Raw genomic sequence first — 18,702 nt, forward strand, 5'->3', positions numbered from 1 at the left:
ACTGGCAGCTGCACAGTGGCATTCGCTGGTGTAAACACCCCTGTCGCTTGTGCTTGCATTGTAGAGCACATAAAAAAAGCAACTAAAAAACAAAAAACCCAGCGCATAATAATTACCATGTCAAATAATATAAACCTAATACTACACAATCACTAAATAGCACACCCAAGGAATAATCAAAGAACCATGCAGGATAAACCCCAACCCATATAAAGATAAATCCTACACGTGAAAAAAAGCGGCTGGCCGCCTGTGCTTAACAGCCTCCCTCAGATTCGCAAACGCAAAAATTAACCTGCCTGTCTAATAAGCCCTCGAAGGATCAACGATTCCTAACTCAGATCTGCTCCCTGCGGAGCTATCAAAGCTCTACGACAACCAACTTGCCCTAGGTTTGCTGGCCTGCAAGCCACCCTGATCAAGGGGCGCATGTAGTGGTGCAAGATGATTTATCCCTCTCCCCCGCTTCCTGCCGACCGGAAGAAAACTACTAAACAGGCCAACAGCTCTGAGACTCATCGCATGGCCGGCCTCGGCCAATTTTGCATACGAAGCGTAAGATATATCTTACCATCAAGACTGAAACATCTGATTTCCATTAGTAGCTCTGCAGTGAGAGTATTTATAAATTAGCTAAAGCAGAGGAAGTCATGTCCATTCCATTAGCACTAAAAAACCTCGGATACTTAGGCATATTTATAATACTCCTTGTATACTCTTCATTCAGCAGCGCCCTCTGCCAGACCGACAGTACATATATTAATCCCACGATCAGTGAACTCCAACTTGCCTCCAACGCCGCCGGCAAAGGTGGAATGTTATCAAGTGCGTGGCATGAAGCCACAATACAGTTATCCTGCACAGAAATGTCAACTGGATTTAGTGCACAATACAAATACGGATATTTTATGAGCCCTACCTATGCCGGCGCTACAACACTCTTTGAGGGGGAATACTATGCGCTATGGTCAACGAGCGATCCAGATATATTCATCATTGCGTCTATCGCTACACCAGATGGAAGCTTCTCTCCAATCTCCTCAAACCAGTACGCCTGGTCAATGAAAATTTCAAAACCTGACGCCAATAACAATATTCAGGAAGCAATTCGGGTGCGCGTTAGATACTTCTCAAAGTTAAGCTTAAAGCCTGGACCTAAAGTCATTAACGAAATTCAGCTACTGGCTGGGGTCGTTAACGGAAGTGGGGTGCCATGTACCAACATTCCCGGCAGCGGCGGCTTGACCAATTGCTATGCGACTACGCCCACTGTTTTCATACGCCCAGTATCATTTAACGTAAATAGTATTTCGTGCACACTGGACGCACCCGCGCTGGTTAAGTTGCGACCGCTCAATATTTCGAGCCTTCCAAGTGCAGGTGCAACAGTCGAGGTAGCATCTTTTCAGCTAGGCGCCTCCTGCGACAAAGCACCTGTTGCCTATAATGTGTACTACAGCATGACTGATGTGAACACCCCCTCCAACACCTCTAATAATTTGACGCTGGCTGCTATACCAGACCAAGCCTCAGGTGTCGCGCTGCAAGTGCTCGACGACGGGCAACCGGTAAGTTTCGGACTTAAAGGCAGCCTCAAATCAATAGGAATGATGGCCACTACGGGTGGAATACAGAGAAAGATGTTGAACGTGGTCTATGTCCGCGGCAATGAAATGGTAAAACCGGGTAAAGTCAATGCGGGAGTTACCGTCACTCTAGCTTACGAGTGAGTGCCTCCAGTGTTTGCATTGCTCCTAGATTTTACGGCCACAAAAATATTTCGGAAAACGGCAATCGTTCAAAATCAGATTAAACTTCCCGCCTACTCCACCTACTTTTGCCGCAGCCGGCGCTTCGCAGCAACTATTTACCTCATTATGGGTGCACCTCTCCGGCGCTGAGTGCTCGAGTGGGACCGCAGCACCAGAGTTAAGGGAAGCAAGGGATCTGGCGTATCTGACAGGCCAGCGGCCAGGTGACGTGATCGTAATGCGTAGCGACGACGCTGATGGCGATTACTGCCTGGTCATCCAAGGTAAAACAGGACAAAAGCTCAGAATCTTGATGCGAACGGAAGCCGGCGAAAACAGCCTCGGGAAACTAGTGCGAGAAATAACAGAAAGAAACGCTCACCACTCATCCAAATACCTGCTGACCAACAAGTACGGAAAGAGGATGACGAAGGGCATGTTGCGCTTACGATGGGACAAAGCAAGGGAACAGGCACAGCAGAACGCACTGGATCAGGGGGACTCAATGCTCGCAACAAAAATTGGAGGGTTTCAGTTTCGTGACATTCGGCCCAAGGCCGCATCGGAAATTGTCGATATTGGCGACGCAAGTCTACTGCTGGGACATAGTAAGCAGGAGATTACCAAGCGGGTTTACAGGCGGATTGGCGCTACCGCTAAACCCTCCAAATAGGCAAAGTTTCGGAACGCCTACCCGAAAGTTTCGGAACCCCTCTCAGAAACTGCCTCTGCCTATCCAAACCCCGAAAACGCAAAAGCCCCGCAATCGCGAGGCTTTTGTGTAAATCTTGGCGGGAAACCAGGGATTCGAACCCTGGAGACGCTATTAACGTCCGCCGGTTTTCAAGACCGGTGCATTCAACCACTCTGCCAATTTCCCTTGTGCATCACAGGATTATAGTAGCCCATCCCGTGTCAGCGGGCGCCATAATACCCGAATGAAACACACTGTCAAACTCTCTGCATCGCTTGTTACAAGGCGTCTGTTATGATCTTTGCGACTGAACGTTTCAAAACTGAAGGAGTGTCGCCATGCGCGAACAGAATTACGCAGTGAATGGCAACGCGCAGGCTGAGCAGCTTGAAGTCAGCCGCGTGTTGCGCAACACCTACGGCTTGCTCGCCCTTACCCTCGCATTCAGCGGCGTGATGGCTTACGTGGCCCAGCAGATGCGCGTCGGCTACCCGAATATCTTTGTCGTGTTGATCGGCTTCTACGGTCTGTTCTTCCTGACCAACAAGCTGCGTGACTCGGCCTGGGGCCTGGTGTCGGCGTTTGCCTTGACCGGTTTCATGGGTTTCATCCTAGGCCCGATCCTCAACCGTTACTTGGGCATGGCCGGCGGTGCTGAAGTGGTCAGTTCGGCGTTTGCCATGACCGCCCTGGTGTTTGGTGGTCTGTCGGCCTACGTGCTGATCAGCCGTAAGGACATGAGCTTCCTGGGTGGTTTCATCACCGCAGGCTTCTTCGTGCTGCTGGCGGCGGTGGTGGCCAGCATGTTCTTCCAGATCAGCGGCCTGCAATTGGCGATCAGCGCGGGTTTTGTGCTGTTTTCCTCGGTGTGCATCCTGTTCCAGACCAGCGCCATCATCCACGGCGGTGAGCGTAACTACATCATGGCGACCATCAGCCTGTATGTGTCGATCTACAACCTGTTCATCAGCCTGTTGCAGATCTTCGGCATCATGAGCCGCGACGACTGATCAGCCAACGCAATAAAAAATGCCCCGTATCGCGAGATACGGGGCATTTTCATTTTCAGGCCCGATAGCTCAGTACTGATTGGGTTCCATTTCCAGCTCGACCTTGAAGCGCTTGAAGATATCTTGCTGGATGCGTAGCGCCAGCTGGGCAATCTCCTGCCCGGTGGCGGTGCCGTAGTTGACCAGCACCAGCGCTTGCAGCTTGTGCACGCCCGCATCGCCCTCCCGGAAGCCCTTCCAACCGGCCTTGTCGATCAGCCAGCCGGCGGCGAGTTTCATTTGGCCGTCGGCCTGAGGGTAGGCCACCAGGTCCGGATACTGGCGTTGCAGCTCAACAGCCAAGGCTTGGGGTACCAGCGGATTCTTGAAGAAGCTGCCCGCATTGCCCAGCTCTGCCGGGTCTGGCAGTTTCTCGCGGCGAATGCTGCAGATCGCGCGGCTCACATCGCTTGGCGTGGCGTGGGTGATGCCCTGCGCGACCAGGCGCTGTTGCACCGGGCCGTAGTCGAGTTTCAGGTGGGTGGCGCGGCTAAGGGCAAAGCGTACCCGCAGGATCAGCCAGCGCCCGACTTCGTGCTTGAACAGGCTGTCACGGTAGGCAAAGTTGCATTCGTCCAGGCTGAAGTCCCGCAGTTCGCCCGTCTGGCGATCCAGGGCGGTGAGGCCGGCAAACACATCCTTGATCTCTACGCCATAGGCACCGATGTTCTGCATCGGCGCGGCGCCGACAGTGCCCGGGATCAGGCTGAGGTTTTCCAGGCCGCAGAAGCCGTGCTCAAGCGTCCACAGCACAAACGGATGCCAGGCTTCGCCCGCTTCGGCTTCGACCACCACGTGCGTGCCATCGTCGCTCAGCACGCGAATGCCTTGTGTCGCCATACGCAACACCAGCGCCTGGATATCCCGGGTCAGCAGCAAATTGCTGCCGCCGCCGATCACCAGCAGCGGCACCGCGTGTGCAGCGGCATAGGTGATGGCCTCGCGAACCTCGGCATCGCTGTGGGCCTCGGCGAATAATTGAGCGCGCACATCAATGCCGAAGCTGTTGAATGGCTTGAGCGATACCTGCGCACGCACTTGCAAGGTCATAACCGCCCCTTCAATTCGATCACCAATAAGTCACAGGCGCGTTCGATCAGGTCCAGGACCCGTTCGAAACCTTGCTCACCTTCATAGTAAGGGTCTGGCACCTCGTCCACTTCGCCATCAAAGCGGCGCAGGAACAAATCCAGCTCCGCCTTGCCCTGCCCCGGCTGCATGGCCTTGAGGTTGCGCAGGTTGCTGCTGTCCATGGCCAGGATCAGGTCATAGCGGGCAAAGTCAGCGCGGGAAACCTGCTGGGCACGCTGGCTCGACAGGTCATAGCCGCGCGCCAGCGCCGCCCGTTGGCTGCGCTGGTCCGGCGGGTTGCCGACATGCCATTCCCCGGTGCCAGCAGACGCCACCTCAATCTGGCCAGCCAAGCCTGCTTCACGCAACTTATGGCGCAAGATGCCCTCAGCGGTTGGCGAGCGGCAGATATTGCCCAGGCATACAAACAGAACTTCCATCAGGCGCCCAGCAGGCGACGGACGCGTTCGAGGTCTTCCTGGGTGTCGACACCGGCTGGCGGTGCTTCCAACGCATCGCCCACGTGGATACGCACGCCGTGCCAGAGGGCACGCAGTTGCTCCAGGGACTCGGTGTTTTCCAGCCAGCACGGGCCCCAGCTGACGAAGTCGTGCAGGAAACCGGCGCGGTAGGCATAGATGCCGATATGGCGGCGATATGGCACGCCCTCCGGCAACACGTCGCGATTCTTGGCAAAGGCATCCCGCGCCCACGGCAAGGTGGAGCGACTGAACGTCAGTGCCAGGCCGTTGATGTCGCTGACCACTTTCACCACATTCGGGTTGAACAGCGTCTCGATGTCTTCGATCGGTTCGGCCAGGGTCGCCATACGCGCCTCGCCATGGGCCGCGAGGTTGGCAGCGACCTGATCGATGACACTCGGCGGTATCAATGGCTCGTCACCCTGCACATTCACTACGATCGCGTCGGGTGCCAGACCCAGCTGAGTGGCGACTTCGGCCAGGCGATCAGTACCGGAGTTATGGTCTTCGCGGGTCAGGACCGCTTCGGCACCAAAACCTTTGCACGCCTCGATGATGCGCGGGTCGTCGGTGGCCACCACCACCCGTTCGGCGCTGCTCTTGCACGCTTGTTCCCACACCAGCTGGATCATCGGCTTGGTGCCGATCATTTGCAGCGGCTTGCCCGGCAGGCGCGTCGAGGCATAGCGCGAGGGAATGACAACGGTAAAGGCGGTGGTCATTTATCCAGGCGCTCATCGGTGGTCAGAGTACGGGCTTCGCTTTCGAGCATGACCGGGATGCCGTCACGGATAGGGTAAGCCAGGCCGGCACCTTTGCTGATCAGCTCGGTTTTGTCGGCGCTGAGCTTGAGCGGGCCTTTGCAGATCGGGCAAGCGAGGATATCGAGCAGTTTGGTGTCCATGAGTGTTTCCTGGAAAGAAGCGTTTTAAGGCAAGAGACGGTTGGGCAGCAGACGCATCAACTGCATGTCGAACCAGGCGACGAACGCCGGCGACGGTACCGCATCCACCGCAAGGTACCACCAGTCGGGCTGGGCAAAGGCGCGGCACTTCACCGCGTCCTTTTCGGTCATGACCAGCGGCAATGACGGGGTAAAATTCAAGACCTCGGCGCTGTAGGGCGCGTGGTCGGCAAAAGCATGGGGTAGCGGCTGCCAGTGTAGCGTTTCAAGGGTATTGAAGAAACGTTGCGGGTTACCTATGCCGGCCACCGCATGCACCTGCTGGCCCTGCGCAAAGTAGGTGACCGGCTGGCGCTCGCCGCTGTGCAGGTTGACCAGCGCTGTGGGCAGCAGGCGAAAGGCAAAGCCATCTTCACGGTCCGAAACGGCACCGTTATAAAGTACCCCGTCCACACTCTTCAGGCGATCCACCGGTTCACGCAACGGCCCGGCTGGTAGGCACCGGCGGTTGCCGAGGCCGCGGGCGGCATCGATCAGCACCAGTTCAAGATCGCGAGCCAGGCGGTAATGCTGCAGGCCGTCATCGGAGAGGATCAGGTCCAGGGGTTCACTGGCCAGCAGTGCCTTTACCGCACGACTGCGATCAGGATCGATCATCAGCGGTACACCGCTGCGCTGCACGATCAGCAAGGGTTCATCACCGGCCACCTCGGCACTGTGGCCGGCCTCCACACGCCACGGCAGCTGCGGCGGCTTGGCACCGTAGCCTCGACTGACCACTCCTACGCGCAAACCGCTGCGGCGGCAGTGCTCGATCAACCACAAGATCAACGGCGTCTTGCCGGTGCCTCCCACCGTAATATTGCCCACCACGATCACTGGCACAGACGACTGATAAATCTCGCCCTCGCCCGCCACGAAGCGCGCACGCTTACGTTGAACCACACGGCGATACAACGATTCCAGCGGTCGCAGCAACATTAGTGCTGGATGACCTTCGTACCATGCCTTGAGTAAACGGTCGGAGATGGCCATCAGGGCGCGCTCGCCGCCTCGACGGTGGTCATGCGCAAATGGCTGAAACCGAGCTTGCCGGCAGCGTCCATGGCGGTGATCACGGCCTGGTGTGGGGTTTTGCCATCGGCGCTGATGGACAGCGGCAACTGGGTGTCGCCACCAGACTCTTTCTGCAACGCCTCCATCAGGCTGGCAAGGTCATTTTTCTCCAGCAACTGGTTATTCACCGAAAACACCCCTTCGGCGCTGATAGCGATGTCCAGCTGCTTGACTTGCTGGTCTTCGGCAGGCGAGCCACTCACCGCTTCAGGCAGGTCGACACGCAGCTGGGTTTCCCGGGTGAAGGTGGTGGTCACGACAAAGAACAGCAGCAGGATAAACACCACGTCGATCAACGACGCGAGATTGATATCAATATTTTCCCGTTGCTTACGGCGAAATTTCACGCTTTGCCCTCGACCAGGTCTACATCACGGTCGCCCTGCACCACTTCTACCAGCTTGATGGCTTCCTGTTCCATACCGACCACCAGCTCATCAATGCGCCGCTGTAGGAAACGGTGGAAGAACACCGAAGGGATACCCACCATCAAGCCCGCGGCGGTGGTGATCAGGGCCTTGGAGATACCGCCGGCCAGTACCGACGCGTTGGTGGTCATGCCCGAGCCCGTGAACGCACTGAAGATATCGATCATGCCCAATACCGTGCCGAGCAAACCCAGCAACGGCGCCATGGCGGCGATAGTGCCGAGGGCGTTGATGTAGCGCTCCAGTTCATGAATAACCCGGGCGGCCGCCTCTTCGATGCACTCCTTCATGATCTCGCGACCATGCTTGGAATTGGCCAGGCCGGCGGCGAGGATTTCACCCAGTGGCGAATTGGCACGCAGCTCTTTGAGCTTTTGCTTGTCGAGCTGCTTGTTCTTGATCCAGCCCCAGACCTGCCCCAGCAAGTGCTCGGGGGTGACGCGACTGGCGCGCAGGGTCCACAGGCGTTCGGCGACGATGCCGAGTGCGACGATGGAGCTCAGAATGATCGGCAACATCATCCAGCCGCCGGATTTGACCAATTCCCACACAGTGAATGTCCCCTCGAAAAAGTGCGCCACTTTACCATATAGGGTCAACAGAAGGGTTCACCGGCTACAGGTCCGTCTGTCGCGGTTCGAGACCTTGGCAACGCCTGATTACGGTAACGGTTCGCGCCAGAAACGACGTTCGCTGCGCGCAACCGTCGCAGGCACAAACGCCCCCAGGCGCAGGCGCACAGCGCCCTGTTCGGCGCTGTCATACACCCGGCTGCCCAGTGCTTGGTAGCGTTCGAGGACCTGCGGATGAGGATGGCCGAACGTATTGCTGCGACCGCGGGAAATCAGCACAGAGGTGGGCGCCAACCGTTGTACGAAAGGCCAGGACGAAGAACTTCGGCTGCCATGGTGCGGGGCCTGCAGCCAGTCGGTCGGAACCGCCAGCGGGGATGCCAGAAACGCCTGTTCGGCAGCGCGATCAATGTCGCCGGTGAGCAGCAGGCGTTCGCCATTGGCCTGGACGTGCAGCACGCACGACCTCGGATTGCCCTCAAGCCCACCCGCCCACTGCCACAGTTCAAACGACACACCATCCCATTCCCATCGTTCGCCGCTGGTACAGGGCTGGGTGGCGAGAAAGGCTGGCAAGCCCTCGGTTTCGCCGCCCACCACGCGTTTGACGGGCAACCCCCGAGCCACTGCTGCCGCACCACCGGCGTGATCGGCGTCGGCATGGCTGAGCAGCATCATGTCCAACCGCCCTACCCCGAGTTTTTTCAACGACGGCAACACGACGCGCGCGCCGAGGTCGACAGGCCCCGAGCGCGGCCCGGCATCGTAGAGCAAGGTGTGATGGCGGGTGCGCAGGATCAGTGCCTGCCCCTGGCCGACATCCAGTTGCACCACATCGACCTGTCCGTGGGGCACCCACTCCCGGGGCGGGAAAACGGCCATCAACAACATGGGCCAGCCCAACACCCGGAACGGCACCCCTTTGGGCAGCAGTAACACCACTGCGCCCATCAGGCTGACCAGCCAATACGCCAGCGGCACCTCGAGCGGCACCCAGGCCGGCAATTGCCCGGCAAGCAGCGCCAGGCCCTTGAACAATCCGTCCAGCGCGCCGCCGGCCAGCCACAGCACAGCTTCCCCCGCCAGCGGCACCCACAACAACGCCGTGCCCAGCAGCGCCAGGGGCAGCACCACCAGGCTGATCCACGGCACGGCAAACAGATTGGCCACCGGTGCGCTGAGGCTGATGGGCAAACCCAACACCAGCAACACCGGAAACAAGCCAATGGCAATCAACCACTGAGGCCGGGTCCACGCCTGCCAGACGCTCCACGGCCCCAAGCGCCCGCCGAACGCCAGCAACAATACCGCGACCGCCGCAAACGATAACCAGAACCCTACCTGCAGGCTGGCCAAGGGCTCCAGCACCAGCACGCCGTTCAGCGCCAGCAGCAACGGCCACCACAGCCCCAAATGGCGGAAACGCAGACGCCACAGCAACACTAGGCCGACCATCATACAAGCCCGCTGCACCGGCACGCCAAACCCCGCCAGCAGGCCATAACCCAACGCTGCGCCAAAAGCCAGGCCGCACGCCCACGGCAGCCACGGCCAGGTTCGTGGCCAGCAACCATAGCGCGCCAATACCGCGACAAAGCCGTAGATCAAGCCCGCCAACAAGCCGATATGCTGCCCGGAAATCACCAGCAGATGCACCGTGCCCGTGTCCTGCAACACCTGCCAATCCTCAGGCGCCAAGCCGGAACCGTCGCCCAATACCAACGCCGCCAAGCCCGCCTCGCGGCCTTGGGCATCCACCGCCATCACGCGCTGGCGAACAGCATCGCGCCAGGCATTGCGGGCCGGTGCGAGGCGTTCACCATCTTTTACCGTTGCAGTGGCACCGATACGCTGGGCCAGCAGCCAGGCTTCGTGGTCAACTCCATGAAAATTGAGCAGGCCCGCAGGCCGCTTGAGTGTCAGCGCCAGGCGCCAGCGTTCGCCGCTGTTCACCACTGGCCCGCCGTGCCAGGACACGCGGATACGTTTGGGCAGCCGCCCCTTGCGCAACCGGCCGTCGGCCAGTTCAAAGCGCACGCCCGTAACCGTCTGCTGGGGCAAGCCGACCACGCGCCCCTCCACCCAACGAGTCTGCCCATCCAGGGCCGGCTGCAGTCGATCATCCAACGCCCGCTGCGCGCTGAAGCAAGCCCAGCTCAAGCCCACCAGAAAAAAGGCCAAGGGATAGGACCGAAAAGGCAACAGCATCAAGGCCAACACCAGCATGCCCAATAACGCGGCGCCGGGCGGCAGGGCCGGCAACCAACGCAACATCAGCAACCCCAGCGCCAACGCCAACATCCCTGTCTTCATGGATCATCCTTTTCCCGTGATCCACTCAGTCTTAGTCGGCTGAACGACAGCGCCTATGATGTTTTGTCACAAAGTCTGAATTTTCTGTTTATAGAATCCGGGCATACTTGCCCCTCGAATTGACCTGGACCCCTTATGCCCCGGCGCTTATTCAAACGGTACATGCCAGACCCCAGCAGTATCAGGGAACACAAGTCATTACAGTTTCTTGGCACGCTGCTGCATGACCCCAACCTCTGGCACCTGAACCGGCACTCCGTGGCGCGCGCCATGGCGGTGGGTTTATTTGCGGCGTTTATCCCGATTCCGTTGCAGATGTTGCTCGCCGCAGTGCTCGCGATCTCGGTGCGCGGCAATATGCCCATCGCCATCAGCCTGGTGTGGTTGACCAACCCCATCACCATGCCGGTGGTGTTCATCTGCACCTATATGACCGGCGCCTGGCTGATGAATGTGCCGCCACGCAGCTTGCCCGACAACCTGACGTGGGAATGGATCAGCGGCCAGTTGAGCACACTCTGGCAGCCGTTCCTGCTGGGTTCGGTGGTATTGGGGGTAGTATTGGGCGCCCTGGCCTATTGCCTGACCATGGCGTACTGGCGCTGGTGGGTGGCGCACCAGTGGAAAAAACGCAAACTGCGTAGGCGCTGAGCGCTAACGGGCCAGCAAGTGCAAATGCACCCGCAGGCCCTGCCCGGTATTTTCCGCCCATAAGCGACCGCCCTGGCGCTGCACGGCGTTGCGGGCAATGCTCAGGCCCAGGCCGAAACCACCATCGCCGGGCCGCGAGCCGTCCAGGCGGGTAAAGGGCGCGAAGATGCGCTCCAGATCATCCTCAGCAATCCCAGCGCCCTGATCCTGCAGCCAGATATGCCAATAGTCCCCCTCCCGACAGCCGTCGAGTTGCACCCAGCCGCCCTGGGGCGAGTGGCGTACGGCGTTGCGCAGGATATTTTCCAAGGCCTGGGCCAGTGCATTGAGGTTGCCACGCACCCAACTGTCCGCGGGTAACAGGCACGGCAAGCGCGATGCGGGCCAACCGCTTTCAAAACACGCGTTCTCGCGCAAGATGTCCCATAACGCCTGGAGCTGAATGTCTTCCTGGGGCAGCGGCGTTGTTTCGCTGTCGAGCCACGCCAGTTGCAGGCTGTCTTCCACCAGGCGCTGCATGGCGTCGATTTCCCGGCCCAGGCGCTCGCGCAGCTTGGCCGGGTCTTGCTCGCTGTCGCAGGCCACCCGCAGGCGGCTCAAGGGTGTGCGCAGTTCATGGGACATATCGCGCAGCAACTGCTGCTGCAAACGCACGGTGCCCTGCAAGCGTTCGGACATATGGTCAAAGGCGCGGCCCAACTCGCCCAGTTCATCCTGGCGGCTGGTGGCATCGCGAGACATCCGCGTATTGAGTTGGTCCGCACGCCAGGCATTGGCCTGCTCGCGCAATTGATTGAGGGGCATGATCAACAGCCGGTAGAGGCCGATGCACAGCAACAGGGTAAACAGGCCGGGAATCACACCATTGGTGACCACCCGCCAGAACAGTTGATAGCGCCCTGGCATAAAACGCTGCGGCAGCTCGATCACCAGCGACCCCGCGCCAGGGTCGACCGGAAACGGCACCTTCATCCAGGGCAGGCCAATGACATGCCGGCTGACCGGCCAATCCAATCCGCGCAAAAACGTCAGGCGCTGGCTTTCCTTGTCACTCAAGGGCGTGCTGCCCAGGGACTGTAGGTCGTTACCGATCACCCCCACCCAAGTGCTTTCGCGCTCGGCCATCCGCCGCAGCCAGGCGTCCACGCCGGCGCTGCCTTGAGTGCTCCACGCCAGCTCGGCACCCGCGGCATAGCCGGTGAGAATCTCCCGCGACTTGTCCGACAGGTACGCGCTTTGCTGCTCCATGTAGCGCCCCCACGACCAACTGAGCCAGATCATCAGCAAACAGAAGGCGATCAACAGACAGGCCAGCTTCCAGAACAACGAGTGCCTGCCGGGCAATCGCTCAAAGCCCTTCATCGTGACCGCTCAGCACGTAGCCCTTGCCCCATACGGTGCGTACTTCACGCTCGATGTAACCGATGGCCTTGAGCTTGCGGCGGATCTGGCTGACATGCATGTCGAGGCTGCGGTCATGGGGCGCATAACCGCGCTGCAACACCTGCTGATACAGGAAGGCTTTGCTGAGGACTTCTTCGGCATTGCGGTGCAGGGTTTCCAGCAGGCGGTATTCGCTGCGCGTGAGCCCGGCCCACTGGTCCTGGCAGGACACATCGCAGCGTTCATCATCAAAGTGCAGCACCCGGGCATGTTCAGGTACCGAGGCGCGCGGCGGCTCGGGCCGGCGATCCAGGGCAACGCGGCGCAGGATCGCTTCAATTCGCACGCACAGTTCAACCATGCTGAACGGCTTGGGCAAATAGTCGTCCGCGCCCAGGCGAAAACCGCTGATACGGTCGGCTTCAGCGCCCAGGGCCGACATCAGGATCACGGGCATGGCGTGGCTCTGGCGCAAATGGGTGAGGATCGACAAACCGTCCAGCCCCGGCAGCAGAATGTCCATCAGCACCAGGTCGAAGGCCTGGGCGCGGGCCAGTTGCAGGCCCTGCTGGCCGTTCTGGCACCAGGTCACCTGGAAGCCGCTGCGGCCAAGCTGCTCGTGCACGTAGGCGCCCAACACCGGGTCGTCTTCGATGGTCAGGATACTGGGTAGGCCAACTGCTGCGGGAGTCATTAGCGTCTGCAAGTCATTCTCAATCACTGATTATTCAAGATTAAACGTTCACAGGCAATCGCCACCCGGCGCCGAATGGCCCGAAGATTGCCGCATGTCATTAATTTGCAAGATTCCAGACCGTGCAAATGGCTACACTGCGCAGGTGGCGCGGGCCGGATGCCGGCGTGGATCATTGATAACAACGTGGTAGCAGGAGAGTGGCGTGCTTAGAAGAATGGGGATAAAAGGCCGCGTACTGTTGCTGACCTTATTACCGACCAGCCTGATGGCGCTGTTGTTGGGCGGCTATTTCACCTGGATGCAACTCTCGGAGTTGCAGACCCAACTGCTGCAACGCGGCGAAATGATCGCCGAGCAATTGGCACCCTTGGTGGCACCCGCGCTGGGCCATAAGAACACCGACCTGCTGGAGCGCATCGCGACCCAGTCCCTGGAGCAGCCGGATGTGCGCGCCGTGTCGTTCCTGGCGCCCGACCGTTCGTCCCTGGCCCATGCCGGTCCGACCATGCTCAACCAGCCGCCCACCGGCAACAGTTCGCACCTGTTGCAGCGCACCGGCAATGACGCCACTCGCTATCTACTGCCGGTGTTTGGCCGCCATCGCAACCTGGCGGGCGAGTTGATTCCCGATGAGGCCGACCGTCTACTGGGTTGGGTCGAAGTGGAGCTGTCCCACAATGGCATGTTGCTGCGCGGCTATCGCAGCCTGTTCGCCAGCCTGCTGCTGATCGCCATCGGCCTGATGTGCACCGCCGCCCTCGCCCTGCGTATCAGCCGCACCATCAATTCGCCGATTGGCCAGATCAAGCAAGCCGTGACCCAGCTCAAGGACGGCAACCTGGAGACACGCCTGCCACCCTTGGGCAGCCAGGAACTGGACCAACTCGCGTCGGGCATCAACCGCATGGCCGAAACCCTGCAAAATGCCCAGGAAGAGCTGCAACACAGCATCGACCAGGCCACCGAAGACGTGCGCCAGAACCTGGAAACCATCGAGATCCAGAACATCGAGCTGGACCTGGCGCGCAAGGAAGCCCTGGAGGCCAGCCGTATCAAGTCGGAGTTCCTGGCCAACATGAGCCATGAAATCCGCACGCCGCTCAACGGCATCCTCGGCTTTACTCACCTGTTGCAAAAAAGCGAGCTGTCGCCGCGCCAGTTGGACTACCTGGGCACTATCGAAAAGTCTGCGGATAACTTGCTGGGCATCATTAACGAGATCCTCGATTTCTCGAAGATTGAAGCCGGCAAGCTGGTGCTCGACAGCGTGCCTTTCAACCTGCGCGACTTGCTGCAAGACACCTTGACCATCCTCGCTCCCGCCGCCCATGCCAAGCAGCTCGAACTGGTGAGCCTGGTTTACCGCGACACGCCCCTGGCGTTGGTGGGCGACCCGCTGCGGCTCAAGCAGATCCTGACCAACCTGATCAGTAATGCGATCAAGTTCACCCGCGAAGGCACCATTGTGGCCCGGGCCATGATCGAGGACGAGCAGGAAGACAGCGTGCAATTGCGCATCAGTGTGCAAGACACCGGCATTGGCCTGTCGAACCAGGATGTGCGCGCCCTGTTCCAGGCATTCAGCCAGGCCGACAACTCGCTGTCGCGCCAGCCCGGCGGCACCGGTTTGGGCCTGGTGATTTCCAAGCGATTGATCGAGCAGATGGGCGGCGAAATCGGCGTCGACAGCACGCCGGGTGAAGGTTCGGAATTCTGGATCAGCCTGAACCTGCCCAAGACCCGTGACGACGTCGAAGACCTGCCCGCCGCGCCGCTATTGGGGCGTCGTGTGGCCGTGCTGGAAAACCACGAACTGGCGCGCCAGGCCCTGCAACATCAGTTGGAAGACTGCGGCCTGGAAGTCACGCCGTTCAATACCCTGGAAAGCCTGACCAACGGCATCACCAGTGCGCACCAGACCGAACAGGCCATCAGCCTGGCGGTGCTCGGCGTCACGGCCAACGACATTCCGCCCGAGCGCCTCAACCAACACCTGTGGGACCTTGAACACCTGGGCTGCAAGGTGCTGGTGCTGTGCCCGACCACCGAGCAGATGCTGTTCAACCAATCGGTGCCCAACCCCAACAGCCAATTGCAGGCCAAGCCCGCCTGTACGCGCAAGTTGCGCCGTTCCCTGGCCGACCTGATCAGCCCGCGCCCTTCGCGCAGCGAACCCGGTGAGCCGTTGTCCAGCCGTGCGCCACGCGTGCTGTGCGTGGACGACAACCCGGCCAACCTGTTGCTGGTGCAAACCCTGTTGGAAGACATGGGCGCCAAGGTGCAGGCGGTGGAAAGCGGTTACGCGGCGGTCGACGCCGTGAAGCAGGAAACGTTCGATTTGGTGCTGATGGACGTGCAAATGCCCGGCATGGATGGCCGCCAGAGCACCGAGGCGATCCGCCAGTGGGAAAGCGAGCGCCACGGCACGCCGCTGCCGGTGGTGGCCCTCACGGCCCACGCCATGGCCAACGAAAAACGCGCCCTGCTGCAAAGCGGTATGGACGACTACCTGACCAAACCCATCAGCGAGCGGCAATTGGCCCAGGTGGTATTGAAATGGACCGGCCTGGCGCTGCGTAACCAAGGCCCGGAGCGCACCCATGAAGGTGCGGCCCAGGGCGTGCAGCTCTTGGTACTCGACCACGAAGAAGGCCTGCGCCTGGCCGCCAACAAGGCCGACCTGGCCGCCGATATGCTCGCCATGCTGCTGGCCTCCCTGGAGGCTGATCGCCTGGCAATTACCCACGCCCGCGAAGCCAATGACAACCATGCCTTGATCGAGCGCGTGCACCGTTTGCACGGCGCCACCCGCTACTGTGGCGTGCCGCAATTACGAGCAGCCTGCCAACGCGCCGAAACCCTGCTCAAGCAGGATGACGCCAAGGCCATGGCCGCGCTGGACGAACTGGACATGGCGATTGCGCGGCTGGCCAGTGAAGCCAGAGTCAGCGCCTGACCCTGTTTTCATGGGCAACGAATCAACAATGTGTAAATTGCAGGGAGCCTTCTCAATGCGCGTCATTCTCTTCAGCAGCCAAACCTACGACCGCGAGAGTTTCCTCGGCGAACCGCTGCCGGCTGGCCTGGAACTGCAATTCCAACCCGCCCGGCTCAACCTCGATACCGTGGCCCTGGCCGAACACCACGAGGTGGTCTGTGCCTTTATCAACGACGACCTCAGCGCCCCGGTGCTGGAGCACTTGGCCAAGGGCGGCACACGCCTGATTGCCCTGCGCTCGGCGGGCTACAACCACGTCGACCTACCCGCCGCCCAGCGCCTGGGCTTGACCATCGTGCGCGTGCCCGCCTATTCGCCCCACGCAGTGGCCGAGCATGCCGTCGCCCTGATCCTGGCCCTCAACCGTCGCCTGCACCGTGCCTACAACCGTACCCGCGACGGTGATTTCAGCCTGCACGGGCTGACCGGTTTTGATCTGGTCGGCAAAACGGTCGGCGTGGTCGGCACCGGTCAGATCGGCGCGACCTTCGCCAAGATCATGGCCGGCTTCGGCTGCCAGGTGCTGGCCTACGATCCCTTCCCCAACCCACAGGTGCAGGACCTCGGGGCCCGCTACGTGAGCCTGTCTGAACTATTGGCGAAGGCGCAAATCATCAGCCTGCACTGCCCGCTGACCGCCGACAGCAAACACCTGATCAATGCCCGCTCACTCGCGCAGATGCAAACCGGTGCGATGCTGATCAACACCGGGCGCGGTGGCCTGGTCGACACGCCAGCACTGATCGAAGCGCTCAAGCTTGGCCAGTTGGGCTACCTGGGGCTGGACGTCTACGAAGAAGAAGCCCAATTGTTTTTCGAGGACCGCTCGGACCTGCCCCTGCAGGATGACGTGCTTGCCCGCCTGCTGACCTTCCCCAACGTCATCATCACCGCGCACCAGGCCTTCCTCACCCGTGAGGCCCTGGCGGCGATTGCCGGTACCACATTGGCCAACATTGCCGCGTGGGGCGATGGCCGGGCGCAGAACCTGGTCAAGGGATGATCAGCGGTCACATACCAGGCTCATGATAGGCCGGCACCCGTGATAGGATGCCGCGCCTATTTGGAGGATCCATGGCCGAACACGATTTCCGCTTCAGCTTGCTGAGCCCGCAACATACCCTGATCGAATGCCGTGCCCTGGTGCCGGGCCGTTACCAGGTCACCGGCAACGGTGGTTCGATCAAACATGGCGACGTCCTGATCGTCAGCCTGCGCGGCAGTAAAACCCTGTCGATGCGACTGACCGTCGAAGGTGACGCACGCTACTCCATCCGCCCAGCGGGCCAGTGGGTCGCCATGGCCCAAGGGCCGAAGTTCGGCGAACTGGAGATTCACACCTGGAAGGTCAATTGCGACAGCTGCGACGCCGTGCTGGAGTTTGAATTCGCGGTAGAAACCAAGCTGACCAAGGCACCGCTGCAACCGGCCGCCAACGCGCGTATCAAAGAACTGGGCTGGGCCAGCGAAGGCGATAAGCACCGCTGCCCGAAATGCCAGCAGGCCGCGCAATGAAAGGCCCGCTGCTGCTCGCCGCCATCGGCATGGGCCTGGCAGGCTGCGCTGCCGATGGCGCCAAGCTCGAGCGCGACCACAGCTACGTAGTGGAATGGATCGGTGAGCGGCCGTTGATGGACTACGCGCACCTCACCGTCACCCTGGGCGCCGATGGCCGCGCCTATGGCAATGGCGGCTGTAACCACTGGTTTGCGCCGTACACGGTCGAAGGCGACAAGCTCAGCTTCGGCCCAGTCGGCAGCACCCGAAAAATGTGCGCCGAGGCCCTGATGGAGCAAGAGCATCGCTTCTTCCAGGCCCTGCAAGGCGTGCAGCGTTGGGACATCTCGCCTATAGAGCAGACACGGTTCTGGCCGGCCGAAGGCAAGCCGATCCGCTTGTGGCTCGAAGAAGGCTGATCTAGGCGCACTCTCCTGTATTAACGCGGTGTCCTCTGGTTCTGTGGGAGCTGGCTTGCCTGCGATGCGGACGACGCGGTGTATCAGGTACACCGCAGCGATGCCATCGCAGGCAAGCCAGCCCCCACAGTTTTATCCTTTCAGCGCCTTGAGCTTGGCCAACACCCCTTCCGCTGTCTGCTCACCCATCAACTGCTCACGCACCTTGCCCTTGTCGTCGATGATGTAGGTCACCGGCAATGCCTCGCTGCGCGGAATCTCGAAGATCCCGTCCGGGTTCTGGGCCAGTACCGTGAACTTGATCCCCAGCTTGTCGCTGGCGGCCTTCAGTTCTTCACCCTGCACATTGTCGAAGTTGACGCCGAACACCCCGACATTCTGGCCTTTCAACTGTTCTGCCAGGGCATTGAGCTCGGGGATTTCCGTGCGGCACGGCCCACACCATTCGGCCCAGTAGTTGACCACCAGCCACTGTTTGTCCAGGCGTTCGGCCGCCACTTTCTGGCCATATTGGTCAACGCCGTAATCGTTACCGCAGCCGCTGAGCAGCAGGGTTGTGATGATCGCCAATGCACCGATCAGTCGCCTTGTCATGGGGTATTCCTTCGCAAAAATGAACGTTGGCTGCGGCCTATCGCCTCTTACGGTTTAAGGACAGGCGCCAGCGCAGGTAGAAT

At 60.1% G+C, this 18,702-nt stretch carries 19 protein-coding genes and 1 tRNA gene; 8 read left to right on the forward strand and 12 right to left on the reverse strand.

Features of this window, described 5'->3' with window-relative positions:
- Window positions 1-650 precede the first annotated feature (650 nt).
- Window positions 651-1,730 (forward strand): fimbrial protein, encoded by a 1,080-nt coding sequence (locus BOP96_RS07000; RefSeq protein ID WP_081088285.1) that lies wholly within the window; start codon window positions 651-653, stop codon window positions 1,728-1,730.
- A 151-nt stretch (window positions 1,731-1,881) separates the two neighbouring features.
- Window positions 1,882-2,424: a tyrosine-type recombinase/integrase gene (locus BOP96_RS07005; RefSeq protein ID WP_256575347.1), complete on the forward strand. Its 543-nt coding sequence runs from the start codon at window positions 1,882-1,884 to the stop codon at window positions 2,422-2,424.
- 116 nt (window positions 2,425-2,540) lie between these two features.
- On the opposite strand, the gene BOP96_RS07010 is transcribed toward BOP96_RS07005, so the two are convergent.
- A tRNA-Ser gene (locus BOP96_RS07010) sits at window positions 2,541-2,631 on the reverse strand.
- A 152-nt stretch (window positions 2,632-2,783) separates the two neighbouring features.
- Here BOP96_RS07010 and BOP96_RS07015 point away from each other — a divergent pair.
- Window positions 2,784-3,455 (forward strand): Bax inhibitor-1/YccA family protein, encoded by a 672-nt coding sequence (locus tag BOP96_RS07015; protein WP_003192030.1) that lies wholly within the window; start codon window positions 2,784-2,786, stop codon window positions 3,453-3,455.
- Window positions 3,456-3,524: 69 nt separating this feature from the next.
- On the opposite strand, the gene murB is transcribed toward BOP96_RS07015, so the two are convergent.
- The 8 genes from murB to BOP96_RS07055 form a co-directional block, all read right to left on the reverse strand.
- A complete protein-coding gene (gene murB / locus BOP96_RS07020; protein WP_073452255.1) occupies window positions 3,525-4,544 on the reverse strand; it encodes a UDP-N-acetylmuramate dehydrogenase in 1,020 nt (339 codons plus the stop codon).
- The gene (locus BOP96_RS07025) at window positions 4,541-5,005 is read right to left on the reverse strand and encodes a low molecular weight protein-tyrosine-phosphatase (protein ID WP_014718874.1); all 465 of its coding nucleotides are present in this window, start codon (window positions 5,003-5,005) and stop codon (window positions 4,541-4,543) included. The genes murB and BOP96_RS07025 overlap by 4 nt, the downstream gene beginning before the upstream one ends.
- Window positions 5,005-5,769 (reverse strand): 3-deoxy-manno-octulosonate cytidylyltransferase, encoded by a 765-nt coding sequence (gene kdsB, locus BOP96_RS07030; protein WP_032902860.1) that lies wholly within the window; start codon window positions 5,767-5,769, stop codon window positions 5,005-5,007. The genes BOP96_RS07025 and kdsB overlap by 1 nt, the downstream gene beginning before the upstream one ends.
- Complete coding sequence (locus tag BOP96_RS07035; protein ID WP_003174668.1) at window positions 5,766-5,951, reverse strand: Trm112 family protein; 186 nt, start codon at window positions 5,949-5,951, stop codon at window positions 5,766-5,768. Before BOP96_RS07035 ends, kdsB begins: the two co-directional genes overlap by 4 nt.
- 24 nt (window positions 5,952-5,975) lie before the next feature.
- Entirely contained in the window at window positions 5,976-6,986 is a 1,011-nt protein-coding gene (gene lpxK / locus BOP96_RS07040) for a tetraacyldisaccharide 4'-kinase (protein ID WP_032902859.1), read from the reverse strand.
- Complete coding sequence (locus BOP96_RS07045; RefSeq protein WP_073452257.1) at window positions 6,986-7,414, reverse strand: ExbD/TolR family protein; 429 nt, start codon at window positions 7,412-7,414, stop codon at window positions 6,986-6,988. Before BOP96_RS07045 ends, lpxK begins: the two co-directional genes overlap by 1 nt.
- The gene (locus tag BOP96_RS07050) at window positions 7,411-8,046 is read right to left on the reverse strand and encodes a MotA/TolQ/ExbB proton channel family protein (protein ID WP_003192043.1); all 636 of its coding nucleotides are present in this window, start codon (window positions 8,044-8,046) and stop codon (window positions 7,411-7,413) included. Before BOP96_RS07050 ends, BOP96_RS07045 begins: the two co-directional genes overlap by 4 nt.
- Before the next feature lie 108 nt (window positions 8,047-8,154).
- Window positions 8,155-10,380, reverse strand: coding sequence for a DNA internalization-related competence protein ComEC/Rec2 (locus BOP96_RS07055; protein WP_073452259.1), 2,226 nt, complete (start codon window positions 10,378-10,380; stop codon window positions 8,155-8,157).
- Window positions 10,381-10,515: 135 nt separating this feature from the next.
- On the opposite strand from BOP96_RS07055, the gene BOP96_RS07060 reads away from it, so the two are divergent.
- Window positions 10,516-11,031 carry a DUF2062 domain-containing protein gene (locus BOP96_RS07060; RefSeq protein ID WP_003192045.1) on the forward strand — a complete coding sequence of 172 codons (516 nt, stop codon included), beginning with the start codon at window positions 10,516-10,518 and terminating at the stop codon, window positions 11,029-11,031.
- A 3-nt stretch (window positions 11,032-11,034) separates the two neighbouring features.
- On the opposite strand, the gene BOP96_RS07065 is transcribed toward BOP96_RS07060, so the two are convergent.
- Both BOP96_RS07065 and BOP96_RS07070 read right to left on the reverse strand, forming a co-directional pair.
- Window positions 11,035-12,393, reverse strand: coding sequence for a sensor histidine kinase (locus tag BOP96_RS07065; RefSeq protein WP_014718879.1), 1,359 nt, complete (start codon window positions 12,391-12,393; stop codon window positions 11,035-11,037).
- A complete protein-coding gene (locus BOP96_RS07070) occupies window positions 12,380-13,108 on the reverse strand; it encodes a response regulator transcription factor (RefSeq protein WP_014718880.1) in 729 nt (242 codons plus the stop codon). Before BOP96_RS07070 ends, BOP96_RS07065 begins: the two co-directional genes overlap by 14 nt.
- Before the next feature lie 205 nt (window positions 13,109-13,313).
- Between BOP96_RS07070 and BOP96_RS07075 the strand changes: the two genes are divergently transcribed.
- From BOP96_RS07075 to BOP96_RS07090, 4 genes are all read left to right on the forward strand, one after another.
- Window positions 13,314-16,067, forward strand: a complete 2,754-nt coding sequence (locus BOP96_RS07075; RefSeq protein ID WP_019816717.1) for a response regulator — start codon at window positions 13,314-13,316, stop codon at window positions 16,065-16,067.
- A gap of 55 nt (window positions 16,068-16,122) precedes the next feature.
- Window positions 16,123-17,112, forward strand: a complete 990-nt coding sequence (locus BOP96_RS07080) for a 2-hydroxyacid dehydrogenase (RefSeq protein WP_073452261.1) — start codon at window positions 16,123-16,125, stop codon at window positions 17,110-17,112.
- 71 nt (window positions 17,113-17,183) lie between these two features.
- Entirely contained in the window at window positions 17,184-17,624 is a 441-nt protein-coding gene (locus tag BOP96_RS07085) for a hypothetical protein (protein WP_003192054.1), read from the forward strand.
- On the forward strand, window positions 17,621-18,025 hold the full coding sequence (locus BOP96_RS07090; RefSeq protein ID WP_014718883.1) for an META domain-containing protein: 405 nt from the start codon (window positions 17,621-17,623) through the stop codon (window positions 18,023-18,025). The genes BOP96_RS07085 and BOP96_RS07090 overlap by 4 nt, the downstream gene beginning before the upstream one ends.
- Before the next feature lie 132 nt (window positions 18,026-18,157).
- Here BOP96_RS07090 and BOP96_RS07095 read toward each other — a convergent pair whose 3' ends face one another.
- Entirely contained in the window at window positions 18,158-18,619 is a 462-nt protein-coding gene (locus BOP96_RS07095) for a TlpA disulfide reductase family protein (protein WP_003192057.1), read from the reverse strand.
- Window positions 18,620-18,702 lie beyond the last annotated feature (83 nt).

Source organism: Pseudomonas sp. FSL W5-0203, from assembly GCF_001896155.1.
Classification (GTDB): domain Bacteria; phylum Pseudomonadota; class Gammaproteobacteria; order Pseudomonadales; family Pseudomonadaceae; genus Aquipseudomonas; species Aquipseudomonas paracarnis.